The organism is Brevundimonas sp. A19_0, from assembly GCF_017744255.1.
Classification (GTDB): domain Bacteria; phylum Pseudomonadota; class Alphaproteobacteria; order Caulobacterales; family Caulobacteraceae; genus Brevundimonas.
Map to the genome: position 1 here is coordinate 12,806 of NZ_JAGHQP010000012.1, position 19,128 is coordinate 31,933.

General features: G+C 68.9%; 22 protein-coding genes. 3 read left to right on the forward strand and 19 right to left on the reverse strand.

The annotated features are described in order from the left end of the window. Positions 1-31: 31 nt before the first annotated feature. A complete protein-coding gene (trxA, locus tag J7346_RS11060) occupies positions 32-373 on the forward strand; it encodes a thioredoxin TrxA (RefSeq protein WP_209119994.1) in 342 nt (113 codons plus the stop codon). Here trxA and J7346_RS11065 read toward each other — a convergent pair. The 9 genes from J7346_RS11065 to J7346_RS11105 all read right to left on the reverse strand — a co-directional run bounded on the left by J7346_RS11065 (position 370) and on the right by J7346_RS11105 (position 8,603). Next, complete coding sequence (locus J7346_RS11065; protein WP_209119995.1) at positions 370-1,644, reverse strand: folylpolyglutamate synthase/dihydrofolate synthase family protein; 1,275 nt, start codon at positions 1,642-1,644, stop codon at positions 370-372. The two genes, trxA and J7346_RS11065, sit on opposite strands and share 4 nt — an antisense overlap. A 63-nt stretch (positions 1,645-1,707) precedes the next feature. After that, positions 1,708-2,607, reverse strand: a complete 900-nt coding sequence (locus J7346_RS11070; RefSeq protein WP_209119996.1) for an acetyl-CoA carboxylase carboxyltransferase subunit beta — start codon at positions 2,605-2,607, stop codon at positions 1,708-1,710. Positions 2,608-2,617: 10 nt separating this feature from the next. After that, positions 2,618-3,448, reverse strand: a complete 831-nt coding sequence (trpA, locus tag J7346_RS11075) for a tryptophan synthase subunit alpha (protein WP_209119997.1) — start codon at positions 3,446-3,448, stop codon at positions 2,618-2,620. Next, on the reverse strand, positions 3,445-3,771 hold the full coding sequence (locus J7346_RS11080) for a hypothetical protein (protein ID WP_209119998.1): 327 nt from the start codon (positions 3,769-3,771) through the stop codon (positions 3,445-3,447). The genes trpA and J7346_RS11080 overlap by 4 nt, the downstream gene beginning before the upstream one ends. Before the next feature lie 17 nt (positions 3,772-3,788). Then, positions 3,789-5,003 carry a tryptophan synthase subunit beta gene (gene trpB, locus J7346_RS11085; RefSeq protein ID WP_209119999.1) on the reverse strand — a complete coding sequence of 405 codons (1,215 nt, stop codon included), beginning with the start codon at positions 5,001-5,003 and terminating at the stop codon, positions 3,789-3,791. Beyond that, a complete protein-coding gene (locus tag J7346_RS11090) occupies positions 5,000-5,668 on the reverse strand; it encodes a phosphoribosylanthranilate isomerase (protein WP_209120000.1) in 669 nt (222 codons plus the stop codon). Before J7346_RS11090 ends, trpB begins: the two co-directional genes overlap by 4 nt. A 32-nt stretch (positions 5,669-5,700) precedes the next feature. Next, complete coding sequence (locus J7346_RS11095) at positions 5,701-6,915, reverse strand: FAD-dependent oxidoreductase (protein WP_209120001.1); 1,215 nt, start codon at positions 6,913-6,915, stop codon at positions 5,701-5,703. 57 nt (positions 6,916-6,972) lie between these two features. Continuing rightward, the gene (locus J7346_RS11100) at positions 6,973-7,707 is read right to left on the reverse strand and encodes a 16S rRNA pseudouridine(516) synthase (RefSeq protein WP_209120002.1); all 735 of its coding nucleotides are present in this window, start codon (positions 7,705-7,707) and stop codon (positions 6,973-6,975) included. Beyond that, a complete protein-coding gene (locus tag J7346_RS11105; protein WP_209120003.1) occupies positions 7,704-8,603 on the reverse strand; it encodes a class I SAM-dependent methyltransferase in 900 nt (299 codons plus the stop codon). The genes J7346_RS11100 and J7346_RS11105 overlap by 4 nt, the downstream gene beginning before the upstream one ends. Before the next feature lie 72 nt (positions 8,604-8,675). Here J7346_RS11105 and recQ point away from each other — a divergent pair, with 72 nt between their 5' ends. Next, on the forward strand, positions 8,676-10,541 hold the full coding sequence (gene recQ, locus J7346_RS11110; protein ID WP_209120004.1) for a DNA helicase RecQ: 1,866 nt from the start codon (positions 8,676-8,678) through the stop codon (positions 10,539-10,541). A gap of 4 nt (positions 10,542-10,545) precedes the next feature. Here the strand turns inward: recQ and J7346_RS11115 are convergent, their stop codons facing one another. After that, on the reverse strand, positions 10,546-11,526 hold the full coding sequence (locus tag J7346_RS11115) for an alpha/beta hydrolase (RefSeq protein WP_245157813.1): 981 nt from the start codon (positions 11,524-11,526) through the stop codon (positions 10,546-10,548). A 121-nt stretch (positions 11,527-11,647) separates the two neighbouring features. Between J7346_RS11115 and J7346_RS11120 the strand changes: the two genes are divergently transcribed. Beyond that, a complete protein-coding gene (locus J7346_RS11120; protein WP_209120005.1) occupies positions 11,648-12,085 on the forward strand; it encodes a surface-adhesin E family protein in 438 nt (145 codons plus the stop codon). Here J7346_RS11120 and J7346_RS11125 read toward each other — a convergent pair. The 9 genes from J7346_RS11125 to J7346_RS11165 are packed head-to-tail and all read right to left on the reverse strand — an operon-like array spanning position 12,082 to position 19,126. After that, positions 12,082-12,552 carry a hypothetical protein gene (locus J7346_RS11125; protein WP_209120006.1) on the reverse strand — a complete coding sequence of 157 codons (471 nt, stop codon included), beginning with the start codon at positions 12,550-12,552 and terminating at the stop codon, positions 12,082-12,084. The genes J7346_RS11120 and J7346_RS11125 overlap by 4 nt on opposite strands. A 17-nt stretch (positions 12,553-12,569) precedes the next feature. Next, positions 12,570-13,184: a response regulator gene (locus J7346_RS11130; protein WP_209120007.1), complete on the reverse strand. Its 615-nt coding sequence runs from the start codon at positions 13,182-13,184 to the stop codon at positions 12,570-12,572. Next, positions 13,178-13,537, reverse strand: a complete 360-nt coding sequence (locus tag J7346_RS11135; RefSeq protein WP_209120008.1) for a hypothetical protein — start codon at positions 13,535-13,537, stop codon at positions 13,178-13,180. The genes J7346_RS11130 and J7346_RS11135 overlap by 7 nt, the downstream gene beginning before the upstream one ends. Then, a complete protein-coding gene (locus J7346_RS11140; RefSeq protein ID WP_209120009.1) occupies positions 13,537-14,100 on the reverse strand; it encodes a chemotaxis protein CheD in 564 nt (187 codons plus the stop codon). The genes J7346_RS11135 and J7346_RS11140 overlap by 1 nt, the downstream gene beginning before the upstream one ends. Further along, positions 14,100-14,489, reverse strand: coding sequence for a response regulator (locus J7346_RS11145; RefSeq protein WP_209120010.1), 390 nt, complete (start codon positions 14,487-14,489; stop codon positions 14,100-14,102). The genes J7346_RS11140 and J7346_RS11145 overlap by 1 nt, the downstream gene beginning before the upstream one ends. Then, positions 14,489-15,538, reverse strand: coding sequence for a chemotaxis response regulator protein-glutamate methylesterase (locus J7346_RS11150; protein ID WP_209120011.1), 1,050 nt, complete (start codon positions 15,536-15,538; stop codon positions 14,489-14,491). The genes J7346_RS11145 and J7346_RS11150 overlap by 1 nt, the downstream gene beginning before the upstream one ends. Beyond that, on the reverse strand, positions 15,531-16,394 hold the full coding sequence (locus J7346_RS11155; RefSeq protein ID WP_209120012.1) for a protein-glutamate O-methyltransferase: 864 nt from the start codon (positions 16,392-16,394) through the stop codon (positions 15,531-15,533). Before J7346_RS11155 ends, J7346_RS11150 begins: the two co-directional genes overlap by 8 nt. Continuing rightward, the gene (locus tag J7346_RS11160) at positions 16,391-16,849 is read right to left on the reverse strand and encodes a chemotaxis protein CheW (protein ID WP_209120013.1); all 459 of its coding nucleotides are present in this window, start codon (positions 16,847-16,849) and stop codon (positions 16,391-16,393) included. Before J7346_RS11160 ends, J7346_RS11155 begins: the two co-directional genes overlap by 4 nt. Positions 16,850-16,852: 3 nt before the next feature. After that, positions 16,853-19,126 (reverse strand): chemotaxis protein CheA, encoded by a 2,274-nt coding sequence (locus J7346_RS11165; RefSeq protein WP_209120014.1) that lies wholly within the window; start codon positions 19,124-19,126, stop codon positions 16,853-16,855. Positions 19,127-19,128 lie beyond the last annotated feature (2 nt).

The following is a 19,128-nucleotide window of genomic DNA, read 5'->3' on the forward strand; positions in this document are numbered from 1 at the left end:
TGCCCGGCACCCCGCTTCCCGAGAGAGTTCCATGACGACGATCAAGGTCACCGACGACAGCTTCGAGACCGACGTGCTGAAGGCCTCCACCCCCGTGCTGGTGGACTTCTGGGCCGAATGGTGCGGGCCCTGCAAACAGATCGGCCCGGCCCTCGAACAGATCGCCGACGAAATGGCCGGTCAGGTCACGGTCGCCAAGCTGAACATCGACGACAGCCCCATGACCCCGTCGAAGCTGGGCGTGAAGGGCATCCCGACCCTGATGCTGTTCAAGGACGGCCAGATGACCTCGATGAAGGTCGGCGCCATCCCCAAGGGCAAGATCGCCGAATGGCTGGCCGAACAGGGCATCGGCAGCAGCGACGCCGCCTAGACCGGCCAGGTGTCCTCGGACGCGCCCAGCACCTCCCCCGCCAGATAGAGTGAGCCGCAGATGATGATGCGGCCGGCGCCAAGGTCGAGCGCGCGCTGAACGGCCTCGCCGACGCTGTCGGCTGCCATGGCGCCGAAACCCTGCCCTTGGGCGACGGCGGCCAGGGCCTCGGCCGGGACGGCTGCGCCTTCGAACGCCACCGTGATGACCGGGGCATCCAGCCCGCGCAGGGTCTGGAAAAAGCCGCCCGCGTCCTTTGAGGCCAGCAAGCCGACGATCAGGGCCATGGGTCGCGGGTCGCGGCGCTGGCGTTCCAGCAGGGCCCCGGACAGGGCGCGGCCCGCATGGGGGTTGTGCCCGCCGTCCAGCCACAGTTCGACGCCCGCCGCCTCGGCCTTCTGTCCGTACGGCCCGGCCTTCAGCCGTTGCATGCGGGCGGGCCAGACGGCCGCGGTCAGGCCGGCCTCGATGGCGTCCACGGTCAGGCCGAGGTCGAGCGCGGCGGCCACGGCCAGACCGGCATTGTCGATCTGGTGCGGGCCCGTGAGGTTCGGCAGGGTCAGGTCCAGCAGCCGGTCGACGCCCTGGAACACCAGCCGCCCGTGCTCGCTGAAGGCGTCGATGTCCTCGCCCAGGACCGACAGGGCCACCCCGTTCCGGGCCGCGGCGTGGCCGATGACGTCGCGCGCGACCTCGGGCTGGCGGGCGACGACCGCGCGGCCGCCCCGCTTCAGAATGCCCGCCTTTTCGCCCGCGATCCCGGCCAGATCGGTCCCGAGGAATTCGGCGTGGTCATGGTCCACCGGCGTGATGACGGCCAGCTGGGGTACGGGCAGGACGTTGGTCGCATCCAGCGATCCGCCCAGCCCGACCTCGATCAGGGCCAGATCGGCCTCGACCTCGCTCATGGCGACGAAGGCCGCCGCCGTGGTGCTTTCGAACACCGTCGCCTCGCCCGGAATGGCCTCGATCCGGTCGAGGATAGCCTCCAGCGCCGCATCGCTGATCAGGCTGCCGGCCAGCCGGATCCGCTCGTTGAACCGCACCAGATGCGGCGAGGAATAGACATGGACGCGCAGGCCCGCCGCCTCGGCCATGGCGCGCAGGAAGGCGATGGTGGAGCCCTTGCCGTTGGTCCCGGCCACATGGACCACGGGCGGCAGTCTCCGGTGCGGATCGCCCAGCGCCGCACACAGGTCGGTCATCCGCTCCAGCGACAGGTCGATCCTCTGGGGATGCCGCTGTCTGAGGCGCTCAGAAATGGGGTCCATGTTTTTGTCGCCCCCTCCACCGCTCCGCGGTCCCCCTCCCCCGCTCGCGGGGGAGGATATGGCTTAAGCCGCCTTTCGGCCGTCCATGAGCATGGACAGGATCTGGCCCAGCACCCGAGGCAGGTCGGCGCGGGTGACGACGCGGTCGACCATGCCCTTTTCCTGCAGATATTCGGCGCGCTGGAAGCCGGGGGGCAGTTTCTCGCGGATGGTGGCCTCGATCACGCGCGGACCGGCAAAGCCGATCAGGGCGCCGGGCTCGGCCAGATGGACGTCGCCCAGCATGGCATAGCTGGCGGTCACCCCGCCCGTGGTCGGGTCGGTCAACACCACGACGAAGGGCAGGCGGTGGGCCTTCAGGTCCTGGATGGCCAGGGTGGTGCGGGCCATCTGCATCAGGCTGAGCGCGCCCTCCTGCATGCGGGCGCCACCTGCGGCGGTGTAGCAGACCAGCGGCACCTTGCGTTCGATGGCGGCCTCGGCGGCGGCGATGAAGGCCTCACCGGCGGCCATGCCCAGCGACCCGCCCATGAAGGTGAAATCCTGCACGATCACGACGGCCGGGCTGCCCCCGACCTCGCCATAGCCGATGGCCATGGTGTCCTTGCGGCCTGCGGCCTTGCGCGCCGCAGCCAGACGCTCGCGGTAGGGCTTGCCGTCCGAGAAGTTCAGCGGATCCTCGGGCACCTCGGGTGTCTCGATCGGCTCATACTCGGCGTCGTCAAAGGTGTAGCGCAGCCGGGTCGGCGCATTGATGCGCATATGGCGCCCGGACGGGGTCACCCACAGGCTGCCCTCGAGGTCCGAGCGATACAGCATCTCGCCGGTGTCGGGGTCCTTGACCCACAGATTGTCGGGCGTGTCGCGGCGGCCGACGATCTTGCGCACGCCGGGCGCGAAGCGGCTCAGCCAGCCACCCCGGGCGGGTGGTTGCGGGCGGTCGGGAGTCTTGCGATCAGCCATGGGCAGTCTTCTACACGGTTTCGGCGGCGCGGGCGGTATGCACGGCGTGCGACAGGTCCCGCGCCAGGGACAGAACGTCGGCCACCGGGTCACGGTTCTCGGTCACGGCGGGCTCGATCCGGTCGACCAACGCCGAACCGACCACCACCGCATCGGCAACGCGGGCGATCTCGGCGGCGCGTTCGGCGGTCTTGACGCCAAAGCCGACCGCGACGGGCAGGCCGGTCGCAGAGCGGACGCGCGCCACCGCAGGCGCGACATCGCCGGCCACGGCTTCCTTGACCCCGGTGACGCCGGCGACCGAGACATAATAGACAAAGCCCGAGGTGCCACGCGCGATGACCTTCAGCCGGTCATCGTCCGAGGTCGGGGTGGCCAGACGGATCAGCGACAGACGGGCCGCATCCAGCGCCTCGACAAGATCGGCGGATTCCTCGGGCGGGCAGTCGACGATGATGACACCATCCACCCCCGCTGCATCGGCGGCCTCGGCAAAGGCCTGATAGCCCATCTGCTCGACCGGGTTCAGATACCCCATCAGGATCAGGGGGGTGTCGGCATTCCCCTCGCGGAAGCAGCGCGCCAGCTCCAGCGTGCCCTTCAGTGTCAGGCCGGATTTCAGACCGCGCAGGGCGGCGCGCTGGATGGTCGGCCCCTCGGCCATCGGATCGGAGAACGGAAAGCCCAGCTCCAGCACGTCGGCCCCGGCCTCGACCAGACCGTTCAGGATGTCGAGCGTGGCCCCGGGCGACGGATCGCCCGCCATCACATAGGCGACGAAACCCGCCCGGCCCTCGGCCTTCAGTGCCGCAAAGCGGGCGTCAATACGGGCGGTGGTCATGCGTCAGATCCTCCCTCACGAGAGGCAATGAACCCATGGACCTTTGTGGAGGCATCTCGAGCGCAGGCAATCAGATCGGCCTCGCGGCAGGTGCCCGTCGTGGACCAGACAGGCGCGTCCATATCCTCTTCACTGACCGAAACGCGGTAAGCGAAGCTGCCTTCGTGATCCGGCCGGATTTGATCGAGCAGAACGCGCAAGCTCCCCTCGGGGCATTGGCTGTTTTCCGCGGCCAACTCATCAAAGAACCGCAGGGTGAGGCCATCATCGCCTCCCCGCCAGAATTCGACGCAAGGCGTCTGCGGCGCGAGCGCGAGCGTCATGAAAGCGACCGCCCCAATCACAGCTCCACCCCCAGATGTTTGGCGACCGAGAAGATGTCCTTGTCGCCGCGTCCGCACAGATTGACCACGACATTGCCGTCCTTGCCGACCTCGTTCGCGATCTCGCCGATCCGGGCCAGGGCGTGGCTGGGTTCCAGCGCCGGGATGATGCCCTCCAGCCTTGAGCACAGCTGGAAGGCCTCCAGCGCCTCGGCATCGGTGGCGGCGCGGTATTCGGCGCGTCCGGTCTGGTGCAGCCAGGCGTGCTCGGGCCCGATGCCCGGATAGTCGAGGCCCGCCGAGATGGAGTGCCCTTCAAGGATCTGGCCGTCGTCGTCCTGAAGCAGGTATGTGCGGTTGCCGTGCAGCACGCCCGGGCGCCCCCCCTGCAGGCTGGCGGCGTGCGAATTCCCCTCCAGCCCAAGCCCCGCGGCCTCGATCCCGATCAGGCGCACACTCTCGTCGCCGATGAAGGGGTGGAACAGGCCGATGGCATTGGAGCCGCCGCCGATCGCCGCGACACAGGCGTCGGGCAGGCGGCCGGTGCGGGCCATCAGCTGCTCCTTCGTCTCGCGGCCGATGACGCTCTGGAAGTCGCGGACCATGGCGGGATAGGGGTGCGGACCCGCAGCCGTGCCGATGATGTAGAAGGTGTCGCCGACGTTCGAGACCCAGTCGCGCATGGCCTCGTTCATGGCCTCCTTCAGCGTCGCGCGGCCATTGGTGACGGGCCGCACCTCGGCCCCCAGCAGCTTCATGCGGAAGACGTTGGGCGCCTGACGCTCGATGTCGGCGGCGCCCATATAGACGATGCAGGCCAGGCCGAAGCGGGCGCAAACGGTGGCGGTCGCCACGCCGTGCTGGCCGGCGCCGGTCTCGGCGATGATCCGGGTCTTGCCCATGCGGCGGGCCAGCAGGATCTGGCCCATGCAGTTGTTGATCTTGTGCGCGCCGGTGTGATTCAGCTCGTCGCGCTTGAACCAGATGTTGGCGCCGCCGTGGTGTTCCGTCAGCCGCTCGGCGAAATAGAGCGGGCTGGGCCGACCGACATAGTGGGTCAGGAAGTCATCCAGCTCGGCCTGAAACGACGGATCGGCGCGCGCGGCATCCCAGGCCGCCTCGAGCTCGTGGATGGCCGGCATCAGGGTCTCGGCCACGAACCGGCCGCCGAACGGACCGAACCGGCCCTCGGCGTCAGGCCAGGCGTAAGCGTTGGAAAGCGAAGCGTTCAAGATGACTGTTTCCCGGGGAGGGTACCCGTGGCCTGAAGGAAGGCGCGGATGAGGGCCGGTTCCTTAACACCCGGCGCGCGCTCGACGCCAGAGGACACATCGACCATGGGTGCGCCGGACAGCCGCACGGCTTCGGCGACGTTCCCCGGATTGAGCCCGCCCGCGAGGAACCACGGGCGCGGCAGGTCGAGGCCCTGCAGCAGGGTCCAGTCGAAGCTCAGCCCCATGCCGCCGGGCAGGGTGGCGTCGGCCGGGGTGCGCGCGTCGAACATCAGGTGATCGGCCACTCCGGCCCAGTCGGCGACGGGCCTGAGGTCGTCCGGTCCGGAGACCGGCAGGCATTTGATGATCCCGGCCCCGGTCCGCTGGCGCACCGCATCGGCGCGCTCGGGCGTCTCGTGGCCATGCAGCTGAATGAAGTCGGGGGCGACGTGGCGGCTCAGGGCGTCCAGCAGGGCATCGTCGGGATCGACCGTGACCACCACCACCTTCGCGCGGCGGTCCCCGACCATGCCGGTCTGGTCCAGCAGGCGCCGGGCGTCTTCGGGCGCGAGGTTGCGGGGGCTCTTCCCGAACGCCACCAGACCCACGAAGGTCGCGCCTGCGTCCAGCGCAACCGTCAGGGTCTCGGGGGTCGTCAGTCCGCAGATCTTGGCCAGGGTCATGGGCCGTGACCTGCGCACAGCCGGGCCGGGCGTCAAGTCTGATAGAGGTCCGCGTCCGGGTCGGGGTGCCCCCGGATCGCCGCCGAGACCACCTGGCTGGCGATCACCGAATAGGTGATGCCGTTGCCGCCAAAGCCCATGACGGCCCAGGCGTGGGCCATATCGGGGACGGGCGCGATGGACGGCAGGCCGGTCGCGCTCTCGCCGAACGCGCCCGCCCAGCTGTAGTCGACCTCGAACTCAAGGTCCGGCAGCAGGCGCAGCAGCTTTTCGCGGATCGTCGCACATTTCCGCTTAAGCTTGTCCGGGTCCTCATGCGCGCCCGGGGCGTCTTCGTCCTCGCCGCCCACGATCAGTCGCCCGTCGGCGGCCATGCGGAAATAGAGGTAGGGGTCGGACGCTTCCCAGACGAGAGTGTCGCGCAGCCAGGGCGGGGAAGGTGTGCGTTCAGTCGAGGCCAGCGCCCAGGTCGAAATGACCTTGGCCCCCGGCGTCGGCACCCCGTCCGGGAACTCATAGCCACAGCAGAACACCACATGGCGGGCGCGCACCGCGTGGCCCGTATCGGTCAGAAGGGTGACACCATCGGGGTCCGAGGCGGCCTGGGTCACCTCGACCGGCGAATAGACCACCGCCCCGTCCGCCTGGGCGCGGCGCAGCAGGGCAGCGGCCAGTTGCGCCGGGTCCGCGCTGGCCGAACCGCTGGACAGGATCGCTCCGGTCCGGTCGATACCGAACCGTTCGCGCAGCTCGGCGGGGCCCAGGAAGGTACTGTCCAGACCGATGTCGGCGCGGGCTTCGGCCTCGGCCTCCAGCGCACGACGGCCGTACTCATCGCCGGCCAGATAGAGGGTGTCCTTGTCCTCGAGGCCACAGCGGATGCCCTCGTCCGCCACGATCTGTTTCAGGGCATCCACCGCCGCGCGGGAGCGCCGATACGCCCGGCGCGCATCCGGCATGCCGATCTGGTCGGCCAGGGCGGTCAACGGCAGGTCGATCTCCCATTGCAGCAGGGCCGTCGAGGCCATGGTCGATCCGGTCAGGGGCGGGCGCCGGTCCAGCACGACCACCGAATGATCCCGGCTCAGCTCGCGCGCCATGAAGGCGCCGCTGATGCCCGCGCCGACGATGGCGATATCGACTGAAACGGCTTCGGTCAGCGCCTTCACCGGCACTCCAAGGCCATAGCTGTCGGCCCAGACCGGGCGACCGGTTCTGAGATCCCGCTTCTGTGTGGCACCGCTCATCGACCGTCCCCTGTGGCGGAGCGATAGAGCCCCAGAGGTCCGGGGGTTCCGGCGGCGTCACTGAAAGATCAGATCGACCTCTTCGGGCGTCAGAAGGCGCCACTCGCCGGGCGGCAGGTCGTCGGGCAGGGCCAGGGCCCCGACCCGCTCGCGGTGGAGGGTTTCGACGTGATTGCCGACGGCAGCGAACATGCGTCGCACCTGATGATAGCGGCCCTCGGTCACCGTCAGCGTCGCCTCGGTCGGGGTGACGACCTCAAGGATGGCGGGGGCCAGCGGCTTGTCCTCGCCCTCCAGCACAAGCTCGCCCGAGGCGAACAGCGCCCCCTCCCCGCCCTCCAGCGGACGGGCCAGGGTGGCGCGGTAGACCTTGGCCACATGGCGTTTGGGGCTGATGATCCGGTGCAGCAGGGCGCCGTCGTCGGTCAGCAGCAGCAGGCCGGTGGTTTGTTTGTCCAGCCGCCCGACGGTCGAAATGGCCGGGTCGCGCCTGCGCCAGCGTTCGGGCAACAGGTCGAACACCAGCGCCCCGTCCTCCTTGTGCGAACAGGTCATGCCCAGCGGCTTGTGCATCATCATGACCAGCCCCGGCAGCGGGTCGAGCGGCGCGCCGTCGATCTCCATCCGCGCGGGCAGATCGGGCGAGAGCGCGATCCGCTTCGACACATCGGTCAGGTCCGTGCCGTCCAGCACAATCCCGCCGGCCCGGGCCATCCGCGCCATCTCGGTGCGCGAGCCATAGCCCAGCGAGGACAGCAACCGGTCGATGCGCAGGCTGGGGACCTTGCTCACTTCTTCGCCTCGATGATCTTGTAGCCCTCGGCTTCCACGACCGGTCGCACGGTCTTGAAGGCCGCATTCAAGGTGGTCTCGTAGGGCAGGTGTCGGTTGGCTACCATCCACAGCGTGCCGCCCGTGCGCAGCGATTTCGCCGCGCGGTCGATGAAGGCCTGACCCAGCGCCCGGTCCTCGGCCCCGCCATCATGGAAGGGCGGATTGGCGACGACAAAATCCAGATCCGCCAGATCGGTCAGGGTGCGCACATCGGCCCATACGAACCGTGCGCGCGGATCATCCAGATTGCGCCGCGCCGCCTCGACCGCCCGCCGGTCCAGATCGATCAGGGTCAGTTCGGTGACCGCCTCCTGCGCCAACACCACCCGGCCCAGCGCGCCATAACCACAGCCGAAGTCGGCGCCCCGGCCCTTCAGCGCGCTCAGATGACGGATCAGCAGGGCCGTACCCGGGTCGACCCGGTCCCAGGCGAACAGGCCCGGCTGGGTCCAGATGCCGGAGTCCGGGTCCTGCCGCAGCGCACCGGCTGCAATCGCCGTCTCGATACCGCTCAGCGTCTCCGGCCGCGTTGCCAGACAGCGTTTGTGGTGGGCCTTGGAGACGACCTCGCAATCGACCCCGAAGCCCTTGAGCTCCTTGGCCAGCCGCGCCCCGCCTTTGGTCTTGGGCGCCATGACATCGAGGCGACCGCCCGGCTTCTGGGCCCGCAGCACCAACGCCAGCGTGTACTGGCGCTCAAGCGCGCCCGCCGGCGCCAGAACCACGGCCTGCTCCACACTTTCGGGGGCGAGGTCTTCCAGCACGGCCGCGCCGGGCACGCGGGGCGAGACCTGCACCGCATCGGTCGGTGGATCGAAGACAAGGGGCGGGCGACCGAAGATCAGGCTGTTCATAAGGCGGCCTATAGCGGCAATTGTCGCCCCGGGCACGGGTGACACATCCGGCCCCATCCGGCAGAACCGGGCATGGCCTGTGATTCGTCCGCCAGCCGGAGCCTTCCGGACGCCCGCGCCCTCCTGCAGCGTATCTGGGGCCATGACGACTTTCGCGGTCTTCAGGCGCCGGTGATCACGGCCGTGCTGGAGGGCCGCGATGTCCTGGCCGTCCTGCCGACCGGCGGCGGCAAGAGCCTGTGCTACCAGATCCCGGCCCTGCTGCGTCCCGGCCTGACGCTGGTGGTCTCGCCGCTCATTGCCCTGATGAGCGATCAGGTCGCCGCGCTGGACCAGCTGGGCGTGCCCGCCGCGCGGCTGGATTCCTCGCTCGATTCCGAGGCCCGCGCCGCCCTCTGGACGCGCATCCGGGCGGGCGACATCAAGCTGCTGTATGTCTCGCCCGAGGGTCTGGCCTCGTCCTGGCTGCTCGACCGGCTGGCCGAGCTGGACCTGTCCTTCATCGCCGTCGACGAGGCGCACTGCGTCTCGCAATGGGGGCATGACTTCCGGCCCGACTATCGCAGTCTGGGGCGGCTGAAGGCCCGCTTTCCCGCAGTGCCGACCGTGGCCCTGACCGCCACCGCCGATGCCCGCACCCGGGCGGACATCCTGCAATCGCTGAACATCGGCGCGGCCGAGGTGTTCGTCGACAGCTTCGCCCGGCCCAATCTGCGCCTTTCGGCCCTGCCCAAGGCGGGCGGTCAGGCGAAGACCGAGACCCAGGTGGCCGAACTGGTCGAGGCGCGACGCGGCGTATCGGGCGTCGTCTATTGCGGATCGAGGAAGGGCTGCGAGCGGTTGGCCGAGGCCCTGTCCGCAGCCGGCCATGATGCGGTCGCCTATCACGCGGGGCTGGACGCCCGGGAGCGCCAGGACCGGCTGACCCGGTTCCTCGAGGCCGATCAGGGGGTGATCGTCGCGACTGTCGCCTTCGGCATGGGGGTCGACAAACCCGACGTGCGCTTCGTCATCCACGCCGATCCGCCGGGCTCGCTGGAGGCCTATTGGCAGGAGGTCGGCCGCGCGGGGCGTGACGGCGATCCGGCCGAGGGCATCACCCTGTTCGGCTCGGCCGACGTCGCCTGGTCGCTCAAGCGTCTGGACGGAGGTGCGCTGGACCCCGAGGTCATGGCCGCCCAGCGCCGCAAGGTCTGGCAGCTGTACGCCATGCTGGACGGCGCCGTCTGCCGGCCCCAGGCCGTGCGCCACTATTTCGGCGAGGAGGGCGCCGAGCCCTGCGGTGTCTGCGACCTGTGCCGCCATCCGCCCGAACTCGTCGCCATGACCACCGAGGCGCAAAAGGCCCTGGCCGCCGTTCACCGGCTGGAGGGCCGTTACGGCCGGGGGCGGGTGATCGACCACCTGACCGGGCGTCGCAAGGATGGCGAAGGTCTGGGCGAGGGCCTGTCGACCTGGGGCATCGGTCGCGACCTGCCCGCAGCTGAATGGCGCCGCATCCTCGATCATCTGGTGTTCGAGGGCCTGCTGATCGAGGACCCGAACGACGGTCGCCCCCTGATCGGGCTGGGCGATCCTGCCGCCGTACGCGCGGTCTATCGCGGCGAGCATGCGGTTGAACTGAAGCGGGAGACGCCACAGGTCGCCCGACCGGCCGGTCGTCGCGCGCCGGCCACCGACCTGATGGCGCAGCTGTCACCCGGCGCCCGCGCCCGCTTCGAGGCCCTGCGCTCCTGGCGGCGCGAGGCGGCCCATGCCCAGGGCGTCCCCCCCTATGTGATCTTCCAGGATCGCACCCTGCTGGCGCTGGCCGAGGCCCGCCCCGCCAGTCTGGAGGCCCTGTCGGGCGTCTCCGGCATCGGCAAGTCCAAGCTGACCACCTATGGACGCGCGGTTCTGGAGGTGCTGGCCCGCGCCGAGCAGGCCGAGGCCGCCTGACCCCTCAGGGCGCGCCGAGGAATTCGTCGACGGCCGCCATGAAGCGCGCGGGCTGGTCGATCATCACCATGTGCTCGGCGCCCGCGATGGGCACCAGTCGCGGCGGTCGCGGCAGTCCGGTCCAGGCCTGACGCCAGGACGATTGCAGCCGGTAACGGGGAGAATCCTCGCGCTGGCTCCAGCCATAGACCACGGTCACCGGCACATCGATCCGGGGCAGGCGCGGCCTGAGGTCGACGGTCATGACCTCATAGAGGCTCTGGGCCAGCACCCGGGCGTCGCCGCCCTGCCAGCCGACCCAGGATTCCAGCGCCTCGGAGGTCGAGCCCATCCCCTCGGCCCAGACCTGCCGCGACAGGGCGTCGTCGCCCAGGAACAGGACGGCCTGATAGGCGATTGCGGCGATCGGCTGCAGGTCTTCTCCGGTCGCCCGGTCGTCGAGCAGGGACGGGAAGAAGGGCGCCGCGTCCACGATCATGACCCGCCCCACACCGGACCGCCCGTCGCTGGCCAGTCTGACCGCGATCTGGCCGCCCATCGAATGGCCGATCACCGCCGGGGCGCGCAGGCGCTGGCTGCGGATGTAGCGGGCGACCTCCTCGGCCACGGGGCCGGCGACCAGACCCTGGCTGTTGTCCGCAGCGGCCAGCTCACCGAAGCCGCGCACCGACACCAGATGCACCCGGTAGGTTTCGCTCAACCGCTCTGCGACCGGTTCCCAGACCAGACTTGTCGAGGCGAGGCCGGGGATCAGGATGACGTCGCGGACCGCCCGGCCGGGATCGACATTCTGCGGGCCCCGCACCTCGACCGTGATCCGGCGGGAGGTGAAGCGGGCCTGCGGACCCGATTCGGTCACGACTTCCGGCGCCACCGGAGCTTTCGCCACCGCCATCGGGGGCTGCGCAGGAGAGTCGGGCACCATCGGTCCCGCCGGCGCGGCCAGCGACAGGATCAGGCCGGAGAAGGCGAGCAGCGAAATCATGAGCCTATCCTGCGACGGCGACCCGGGCAGGAAAACGGCCCGGATGGGGCAAACACCGCCGCTATTGCCAAAGTTGCGTGATCGGTTTCATCTATCATCGGATCTTCTGGGGGAGGAACCGATGCTGATCCCGATTCTGACCGCCCTGGCCCTGACGCTGACGTCCGCTCCGGTTCAGGACCCGCCAACGCCCGCCTCGGACTGGCATCCGTTCTCGCGCAGCAGTTCGACTGTCTACATGGCCGATGCCGGGACGCTGGCGCTGGTTGACGGCGCGACACGGGTGAAGGTGGCGCGCGTGCCGCTGACGCTCGCGGACTTCAGCCACGAGATCGACGCCTATGCCCTGCGCTGCGGGGCGCGCGAAATCCGCTTCCTGTCGACCGAAACCTATGACGGCTCGGGGGCGATGGTCGACCGCTACGAGGAAGAGGCCGACTGGGAGCCGATCGTCGAAGGCACCAACTACGGCTTCCTCTATGAGGTGGCCTGCAACGAGAAGCGCTCCAGCCAGGGCTCCTGGCCCTCGGTGACCGCCTACATCGGCCAGAACCGCTAGGCGTCGATCGTCACTGCCTCGCGCTCCGCCCTCTTGTAGCGGGCGATGCACAGGTCGATGTTCTCGATCAGGACGCTGACCTGGGTCAGCTCCAGCGACCCGTCGAGGGTCAGCTGGAAGGTCTCGATCAGCGGGGCAAAGGTGCCCGGAATCCACAGATCGCTGCCGTGAACGGCGTCGCTGAGCAGCGCGGTCCGCAGCAGGACCTGATCCAGCCCCGGCCGGTTCACCGTCAGGCAATAGGCGATCAGACCGTCGGCGATGCGGAAGATGTGCTTGAGGTGCTCGTCCGACGGCCGTTCGCGCCCGTTGCCGACGATGGTGCGGATCCGCTCCAGACCTTCCTGAAAGCGCGGCAGGGTGCGGGGGGCCAGCACCTCGAGATTGGCATGGGCCTCGACCAGACATTCCGAGACCCGCTTGCCGCCCGGGCGACGCGCCTCGCGCTCGAAAGCGGTCTCGATCATTCGAATTTTTGTACCAGTCACAGGGCGACCTTCTGGGGTTTGAGCACGCTGTTGATCTGCTCCTGATCAAGGTTGGGTTCCTTGGCCGCGCCGAGCGCGGTGGACAGGTCGGACGCCCGCCGGCCCTTGGTACCCTCGGGAACACCGTCGTATTTGAAGCGGCGATCCGGCCCGACATATTTGGCGGCCTCGACGAACTGGCGGCCACCCTTGGATATCCAGAGCATCCGCTGCATCAGCACGCTGGGCGACAGCGGCTTGGCCACAACGAAGTTGGCGCCGCAGTCGCGGGCCGAGGCGATCTCGCTTTGCGGGGTATGGGAGCTGGTGACGATGACAGGGGCGAACCGGTTGGGGTCCAGCGTCGACTGGCGCAACCAGCGCACCAGTTCATAGCCCGACTCCTCGTTCACCGTGCTGTCGACAAGGGTGAAGTCGATCTGCTCGCGCGACAGGACGGATTTGGCGTCCTCCAGCGTGGGGGCGCGGCGGATCCGCTCCACGCCAAAGCCCATCAGCATCTGGCCGAGCACATCGAGGCCCAGCGAGTTGGAGTCCACGCACAGCACCGTCACATTGCGCAGATTGATGCGGGCGCTGCCGCCGGCGGCGGGTTTGTCGGCGACTACCATAACTCGTACTCACCTGTGTTTCGAGCGGTGTCCCCCCGCGGCGTGCCCCCGGCCAGACGACTGGCCAGTCCCTGCAGTTGCAAGGCGCCGGTGATCCGGCCCAGCCAGGCCTCGTCGATCGACTGGCGTCCGGACGTCGCGAGCGACAGCGCCGCGAGCACCGAGGCGGTACCCTCCAGATGCTGGGTCAGGGAGTCGAGGTCCTGGATATCCACGTCGGTCGGGGGTTCGGTCTCGAGCGCGAGGCGGTCCTCGAGGGTGCGTGACCGGGCCGCAAGGTCCGCTACCTCGGCCGCCAGCCTGGCCAGAACCGTCTGCAGAACCGTATCCGTCATTTCGAGTGCGCGCCCCATCAAAACAGCTCCAGATCGCCGACCGGCTCGCGCTCCAAGCGGGACGCGCGCTCGGCCAGGGCGCGTTCGCGGGCGGCCAGACCCGGATCCGCCACCAGCTGCTGCTTGGCCCGACCGGTCGCCGGCCAGAAGTGAATCCGCCGCGCCTGCAGACCGCCCAGGCTCTCGCTCACGATCGGAATGCCTTCGTCCTTCAGAAACTGGCGCACGAAGGTGACATTCTTGCTGCCGATATCGACCAGACCCGCGCTCATCCGGCCGCCGCCGAACACCTTCGCCTCCAGCCGATGCCGGTTGGCGCCCATGGCCAGCAGGGCGTTGACCAGCAGTTCCATGGCCTGGACGCCATAGCGCCGGTCGTCGGCGCCACTGCCGGGGGCGGCGGGCAGCAGGAAGTGGTTCATGCCGCCGATGCCCAGCGACGGATCGCGGATACAGGCCGACACGCACGAGCCGAGGATGGTCGAGAACACCAGATTATGCCGATCGGTTACCTCGAACTCGCCCTGTCCGACGTGGACGCGGATTTCAGAGTCGAGGGCCGGGTGTGGGGGTGCCGCCATCACGTGATCGCCCCGTACACTTCCTCGATCTTGGCCCGCAGGGTCATGACGGTGAACGGCTTGACCAGGTAGTTGTTGACCCCGAACTGCTGGGCACGCTGCACCAGTTCGGTATCGGCCCGGCCGGTCAGCATGATGAAGCCGATCGACTTGAGCTGGGGCGTCATGCGCACCGCGCGCAGCAGGCCGAGGCCGTCCAGCTTCGGCATGTTGAAGTCCGAGATGATCAGGTTGATGCGGGCGCTCAGCAGCACGCGCAGGGCGTCCTCGCCGTCGATGGCATCCTCGATATTGTGGATGCCGATGTCCTTCAGGCCCGCGCGCACCAGCGAGCGGATCGTCTGTTGGTCATCGACGACCAGGGCGCGAATGTCCGAGCCGGCCGGCATCAGGCAGCTCCTTTCCGGGAAGAGGCGGAGGAGGCGGATGCCGCACGCAACAGGGCGCCTCCGATCTGGTTGAGGGGCAGCTGGCGCTGGACCGCGCCGATTTCCTGGGCCGCGCGCGGCATGCCGTAGACGATGCAGCTGGCCTCATCCTGGCCGATCGTCGTCGCGCCCGCCTCGCGCATACGCAGCAGACCTTCGGCCCCATCCCGGCCCATGCCGGTCAGGATCACGCCCACGGCCTGGGAGGTGGCGCGCGCAACCGAGCTGAACAGCACATCGACCGACGGCCGGTGGCCGGAGACGTGATCCGACTCGTCCAGCGCACAGACCAGACCGTTGCCACGGGCCGTGACGCGCAGGTGCGCGGGGCCGCCGGGGGCCAGATAGACATGGCCGACTTCCAGCGGCGCACCCGGGCGGGCCTCGGTCACGTGCGGGGCGCAGGACCGGTCCATACGGGCGGCAAAACTGGTCGTGAAGGTGGCGGGCATATGCTGGGTGATGACCGTCGGCGGACAGTTGGCGGGGAACTGGCTCAGCACCGTCAGAATGGCCTCGACGCCGCCGGTCGAGGCGCCGATGGCAATGATCCGGTCGCCGGGCGTGTAGGGGGCGTGCGAGGTCGGGGCCGCTTCGCGCGGCGCCCGGTCGCGGACCCTGGCGCGGGCCGCCACATGGACCTTTTCGCACAGGCTGCCGAACTCGCCGGCCGAGGCGCCGACCGGCTTGCCCACGCAATCAACCGCGCCCAGTTCGAGGGCCTCCAGCGTCGCTTCCGCACCGCGCTGCGTCAGGGTCGAGACCATGACCACCGGCGTCGGGCGCAGGCGCATCAGCCGCTCAAGGAAGTCGAGGCCGTTCATGTTCGGCATCTCGATATCCAGGGTGATGACATCGGGGTTCAGCGCCTTGATGGCCTCGCGGGCCTCAAGGGGATCCGCCGCCTCGCCCACGACCCGGATGCCGGGATCGGCGCGCAGCTGCTGGGCGATCAGGGCCCGCATCGTGGCCGAGTCATCAACGATCAGGACGGAGATGGGATTAGCCACGGCGCGACTCCCGGCGATAGCCCGTCAGGCCCTCGGGCTTGAGGTTCGGGTTCATGGCCCGCTCCGAGTGACCGATGTACAGCTGGGCGCCGTCATGCAGTTGTTCACTGAACCGTTCGAACAGCCGGTTCTGGGTCTGGTCGTCGAAATAGATGGCGACGTTGCGACAGAAGATCACGTCGAACCGGCCGCGCATCGGCCAGTCCCCCAGCAGGTTCAGGGTGCGGAAGGTGATCAGGCCCTGGGCCTCGTCCGAGACCTTCCAGCCCCCCTCGACCCGGCGCACATGGCGGCTGCGCACGGCCGAAGGGATGGGGTCAACGTCGTCGTCCGAATAGATGCCGGCAGCGGCGCGTGCGACGATCTGCGGATCGATGTCCGAGGCCAGGATGCGCACGTCCAGCCTGGCGGCCTCCGGCAGGGCCTCCAGCACCGTCATGGCCATGGAATAGGGCTCATGGCCGGCCGAGCAGCCGGCAGACCACAGACGCACCCGCCCCCCGGCGCGCGCCGTCTCGGCCAGCCGGGGCATGACCTTGCTGCGCAGATGATCGAAATGGTGGGGCTCGCGGTAGAAGCGGGTCACATTGGTCGTCAGGGCGCTCAGCATGGCGCTGCGCTCCTCGACCTGGGATTCATCGCGCACCAGCTCGCAATAGGCCGCAAAGTCCGGCAGCTTCAGCGTGCGCACGCGCTTGGCCAGCCGCGAATACATGAGCGACGCCTTGGCCTCGACCATGTGGATGCCCGACATGGCGTACAGCAGGCCCGCGATCTCCGAGAAATCCTTCCAGGTGAAGAGATATTCGCCCGGAGAGGCGATCTCCGAGTTGCGCTGACGGACGGCGGCGGTCATGCGGCCTCGCGCAGTTCAGCCTCGGGCAGGATGCCGTCGAGGGAGACCAGGCTGATCATGTCGGCTTCCTGGGCGATGACGCCCTTCACGAAGCAGCGCACCGCCTCGCACGACACGTCGGGGGCCGGCTGGATGGACTCCGAGCCCACCGTCAGGATGTCGGACACGGCCTCGACCAGCAGGCCGACGGTCTTGTCCCCGATGCGGGCCACGATGATCACGTGACGTTGCGACGGCTCGGTGGCGCCGAAACCCAGACGGGCGCCCAGGTCGATGATGGGCAGCACCGTCCCGCGCAGGTTGATGACCCCCTTCACCCAGGTCGGGGCCTGCGGCAGCGGGGTGGCCATGGCCCAGCCGCGGATCTCGCGCACCGCGCGGATGTCCACGCAGAACTGCTGGGCGCCGATCCGGAAGGCGATGAGCTCGTGCGTCTTGTCGTTATCCTGGGTCATGGGTCAGCTCGCCTGGGCAAGGGGTTGTTGGGGGGCGACGGCCGGGCGCCGGGTGGCCACGAGCCCGTCGACATCGAGGATCAGGGCCACGCGGCCATCCCCGAGGATGGTTGCGGCGGCGATGCCTTCGACCTGGCGGTAGTTCTGTTCCAGGCTCTTGATCACCACCTGGCGCTGGCCCTGGATCGCGTCGACACGCAGGGCGATCAGACCGCCCAGTTCGCTCTCGACCAGCAAGGTCACACCGGCCCGCGCATTGCCCTGGGTCGGGAATTTCAGCGCCTGGCCGACGTCGACCATGGGCACGTGACTGCCGCGCACGGCCAGAACGGTGCCTTCGGGCCCGAGGCCGCGGACGTCCGACGCCTTGGGCTGCAGCGTTTCGACGATGACGGTGATCGGCACGACCAGGGTCTGGTCGCCGACCGTCACCACCATGCCGTCCAGCACCGCCAGCGTCAGCGGCAGGCTGAGGGTGAACAGCGAACCCTTGCCGGGCGTCGAGGTGATGGTGATGCGGCCGCCCAGCGCCTGGATCGAGCGCTTGACGACATCCATGCCGACCCCGCGGCCCGAGATGTCCGAGATGGTCGAGGCGGTCGAGAAGCCCGGCGCGAAGATCAGATTGTCGATCTCGTCATCCGTCAGCGTCGCGTCCGCATCGATCAGGCCGCGCTCGACGGCGATCGCCTTGACCCGGGTCCGGTCGATGCCCTTGCCGTCGTCCGAGATCTCGATGACGATCCGGCCTGAGCGGTGCAGGGCGGCCAGGCGGATGGTGCCCTCTTCGGGCTTGCCGGCCTCGCGCCGCTGTTCCGGCGTCTCCAGACCATGATCGATCGCATTGCGGATCATGTGGGTCAGCGGATCGGACAGGCGTTCGATGACGGTCTTGTCGACCTCGGTGTTCTCGCCCTCGGTCACCAGTCGGACGGACTTGCCCGTCATGCCCGCCACTTCGCGGACCAGGCGCGGCATGCGCTGGAAGACCGACTTCACCGGCTGGGCGCGGATGGCCATGACGCTGTCCTGGATTTCGCGCGTCAGCTGCTCCAGATCGTCCAGGCCCAGGGCGACACTGCCCGAGGGCGCGGCGCCTTCCTCCAGAACCTTCTGCGCCAGCATGGCCTGGTTGATGACCAGCTCGCCGACCAGATCGATCAGGCGATCCACGCGGTCCAGATCGACGCGGATGGTTTGCTGCGTCGGCGTCGCGGAAGACCCGGTCGAGGCCTCGTTTGCCGCACGGGGGGGCGCAGAGGCAGGAGGCGAGGCCTCGACCGCCGACCCTTGGGGAGCCGGAGCCTGGGAAACATCAGAAACGTCAGCCTGCGGAGCCGGGACATCCCCGGTCGATTCCGTTGCGGCAGCGGCATCCCGCGCCATGGCCAGGATGGCGTCCAGCGAGAAGGCCTCGCCCGCGGCGGGGGCCTCGGCGACGGGCTCCGGCATGGCGGGGGTCTCTTCCACCGCCAGAACCGGCAGCGGCGCCTCCACGATCTCGTCCGCACCCTCTCCAGCCGACCGCCGGATGGTCAGATCGCAGTCAAAGTCAGCAAATTCGAAGACCTCCCGGATACGGTCTTCCCCGACCGTGCCCGGCATGCTGACCGTCCAGCAGAGATAGGCGCCCTGGGCGTCCAGATCGTTGAGGTCCGGCACACCGCTGTCGTCCAGGGTGACCGTGGTCTCGCCCAGCGCGGCCAGTTCCCGCAGCAGGACCGCCGGATCATTGCCGTTCCGGTACAGGGCCGACTGGGGCCGCAGGATGATTTCCCACGGAGCATCCGCGACCGGCGCGAGTTCGAGCGGCGCCGGATCATCGCCCAGCGAGATCAGCATCGGCTTGAAGCCGAAGTCGGGCATGTCGTCGCCGGCGGCCTCGTCCTCGACGTCTCCGAGGAAGGCCTGCAGTTCCTGGATCAGGGCCTGATCGCCCTCCTCGCCCAGATCCTCCCCGGCCTTGGCCGCGGTGATGTGGTCGGACAGGCGGTCGGCCGAGCGCAGCATGACCCGGACGACGGCCGCGTCGGCCTCGAGGGTCTGGTTGCGGACCGCATCCAGGGTGGTTTCAAAGACGTGGGCAAAGCGCACCAGGGTGTCGAGACCGAAGGCGCCGGCCCCGCCCTTCACCGAATGGACCGCACGGAAGACGGCGTTGACGGTTTCGGGGTCGGTGGCACCGGCCTCCATCTCCAGCAGGCCGCTTTCCAGGTCCGCGAGCAGTTCGTCGCATTCCTGAAAGAAGGTGGCCTTGATTTCTTCCATCGGATCCATGG

What these genes read in the sequence shown, in the direction of transcription:
- trxA (WP_209119994.1), top strand. Translation starts at nt 32, where the DNA reads ATGACGACGATCAAGGTCACCGACGACAGCTTCGAGACCGACGTGCTG.
- J7346_RS11065 (WP_209119995.1), bottom strand. Translation starts at nt 1,644, where the DNA reads ATGGACCCCATTTCTGAGCGCCTCAGACAGCGGCATCCCCAGAGGATC.
- J7346_RS11070 (WP_209119996.1), bottom strand. Translation starts at nt 2,607, where the DNA reads ATGGCTGATCGCAAGACTCCCGACCGCCCGCAACCACCCGCCCGGGGT.
- trpA (WP_209119997.1), bottom strand. Translation starts at nt 3,448, where the DNA reads ATGACCACCGCCCGTATTGACGCCCGCTTTGCGGCACTGAAGGCCGAG.
- J7346_RS11080 (WP_209119998.1), bottom strand. Translation starts at nt 3,771, where the DNA reads ATGACGCTCGCGCTCGCGCCGCAGACGCCTTGCGTCGAATTCTGGCGG.
- J7346_RS11090 (WP_209120000.1), bottom strand. Translation starts at nt 5,668, where the DNA reads ATGACCCTGGCCAAGATCTGCGGACTGACGACCCCCGAGACCCTGACG.
- J7346_RS11095 (WP_209120001.1), bottom strand. Translation starts at nt 6,915, where the DNA reads ATGAGCGGTGCCACACAGAAGCGGGATCTCAGAACCGGTCGCCCGGTC.
- J7346_RS11105 (WP_209120003.1), bottom strand. Translation starts at nt 8,603, where the DNA reads ATGAACAGCCTGATCTTCGGTCGCCCGCCCCTTGTCTTCGATCCACCG.
- recQ (WP_209120004.1), top strand. Translation starts at nt 8,676, where the DNA reads ATGGCCTGTGATTCGTCCGCCAGCCGGAGCCTTCCGGACGCCCGCGCC.
- J7346_RS11115 (WP_245157813.1), bottom strand. Translation starts at nt 11,526, where the DNA reads ATGATTTCGCTGCTCGCCTTCTCCGGCCTGATCCTGTCGCTGGCCGCG.
- J7346_RS11120 (WP_209120005.1), top strand. Translation starts at nt 11,648, where the DNA reads ATGCTGATCCCGATTCTGACCGCCCTGGCCCTGACGCTGACGTCCGCT.
- J7346_RS11125 (WP_209120006.1), bottom strand. Translation starts at nt 12,552, where the DNA reads ATGATCGAGACCGCTTTCGAGCGCGAGGCGCGTCGCCCGGGCGGCAAG.
- J7346_RS11130 (WP_209120007.1), bottom strand. Translation starts at nt 13,184, where the DNA reads ATGGTAGTCGCCGACAAACCCGCCGCCGGCGGCAGCGCCCGCATCAAT.
- J7346_RS11135 (WP_209120008.1), bottom strand. Translation starts at nt 13,537, where the DNA reads ATGGGGCGCGCACTCGAAATGACGGATACGGTTCTGCAGACGGTTCTG.
- J7346_RS11140 (WP_209120009.1), bottom strand. Translation starts at nt 14,100, where the DNA reads ATGGCGGCACCCCCACACCCGGCCCTCGACTCTGAAATCCGCGTCCAC.
- J7346_RS11145 (WP_209120010.1), bottom strand. Translation starts at nt 14,489, where the DNA reads ATGCCGGCCGGCTCGGACATTCGCGCCCTGGTCGTCGATGACCAACAG.
- J7346_RS11155 (WP_209120012.1), bottom strand. Translation starts at nt 16,394, where the DNA reads ATGACCGCCGCCGTCCGTCAGCGCAACTCGGAGATCGCCTCTCCGGGC.
- J7346_RS11160 (WP_209120013.1), bottom strand. Translation starts at nt 16,849, where the DNA reads ATGACCCAGGATAACGACAAGACGCACGAGCTCATCGCCTTCCGGATC.
- J7346_RS11165 (WP_209120014.1), bottom strand. Translation starts at nt 19,126, where the DNA reads ATGGATCCGATGGAAGAAATCAAGGCCACCTTCTTTCAGGAATGCGAC.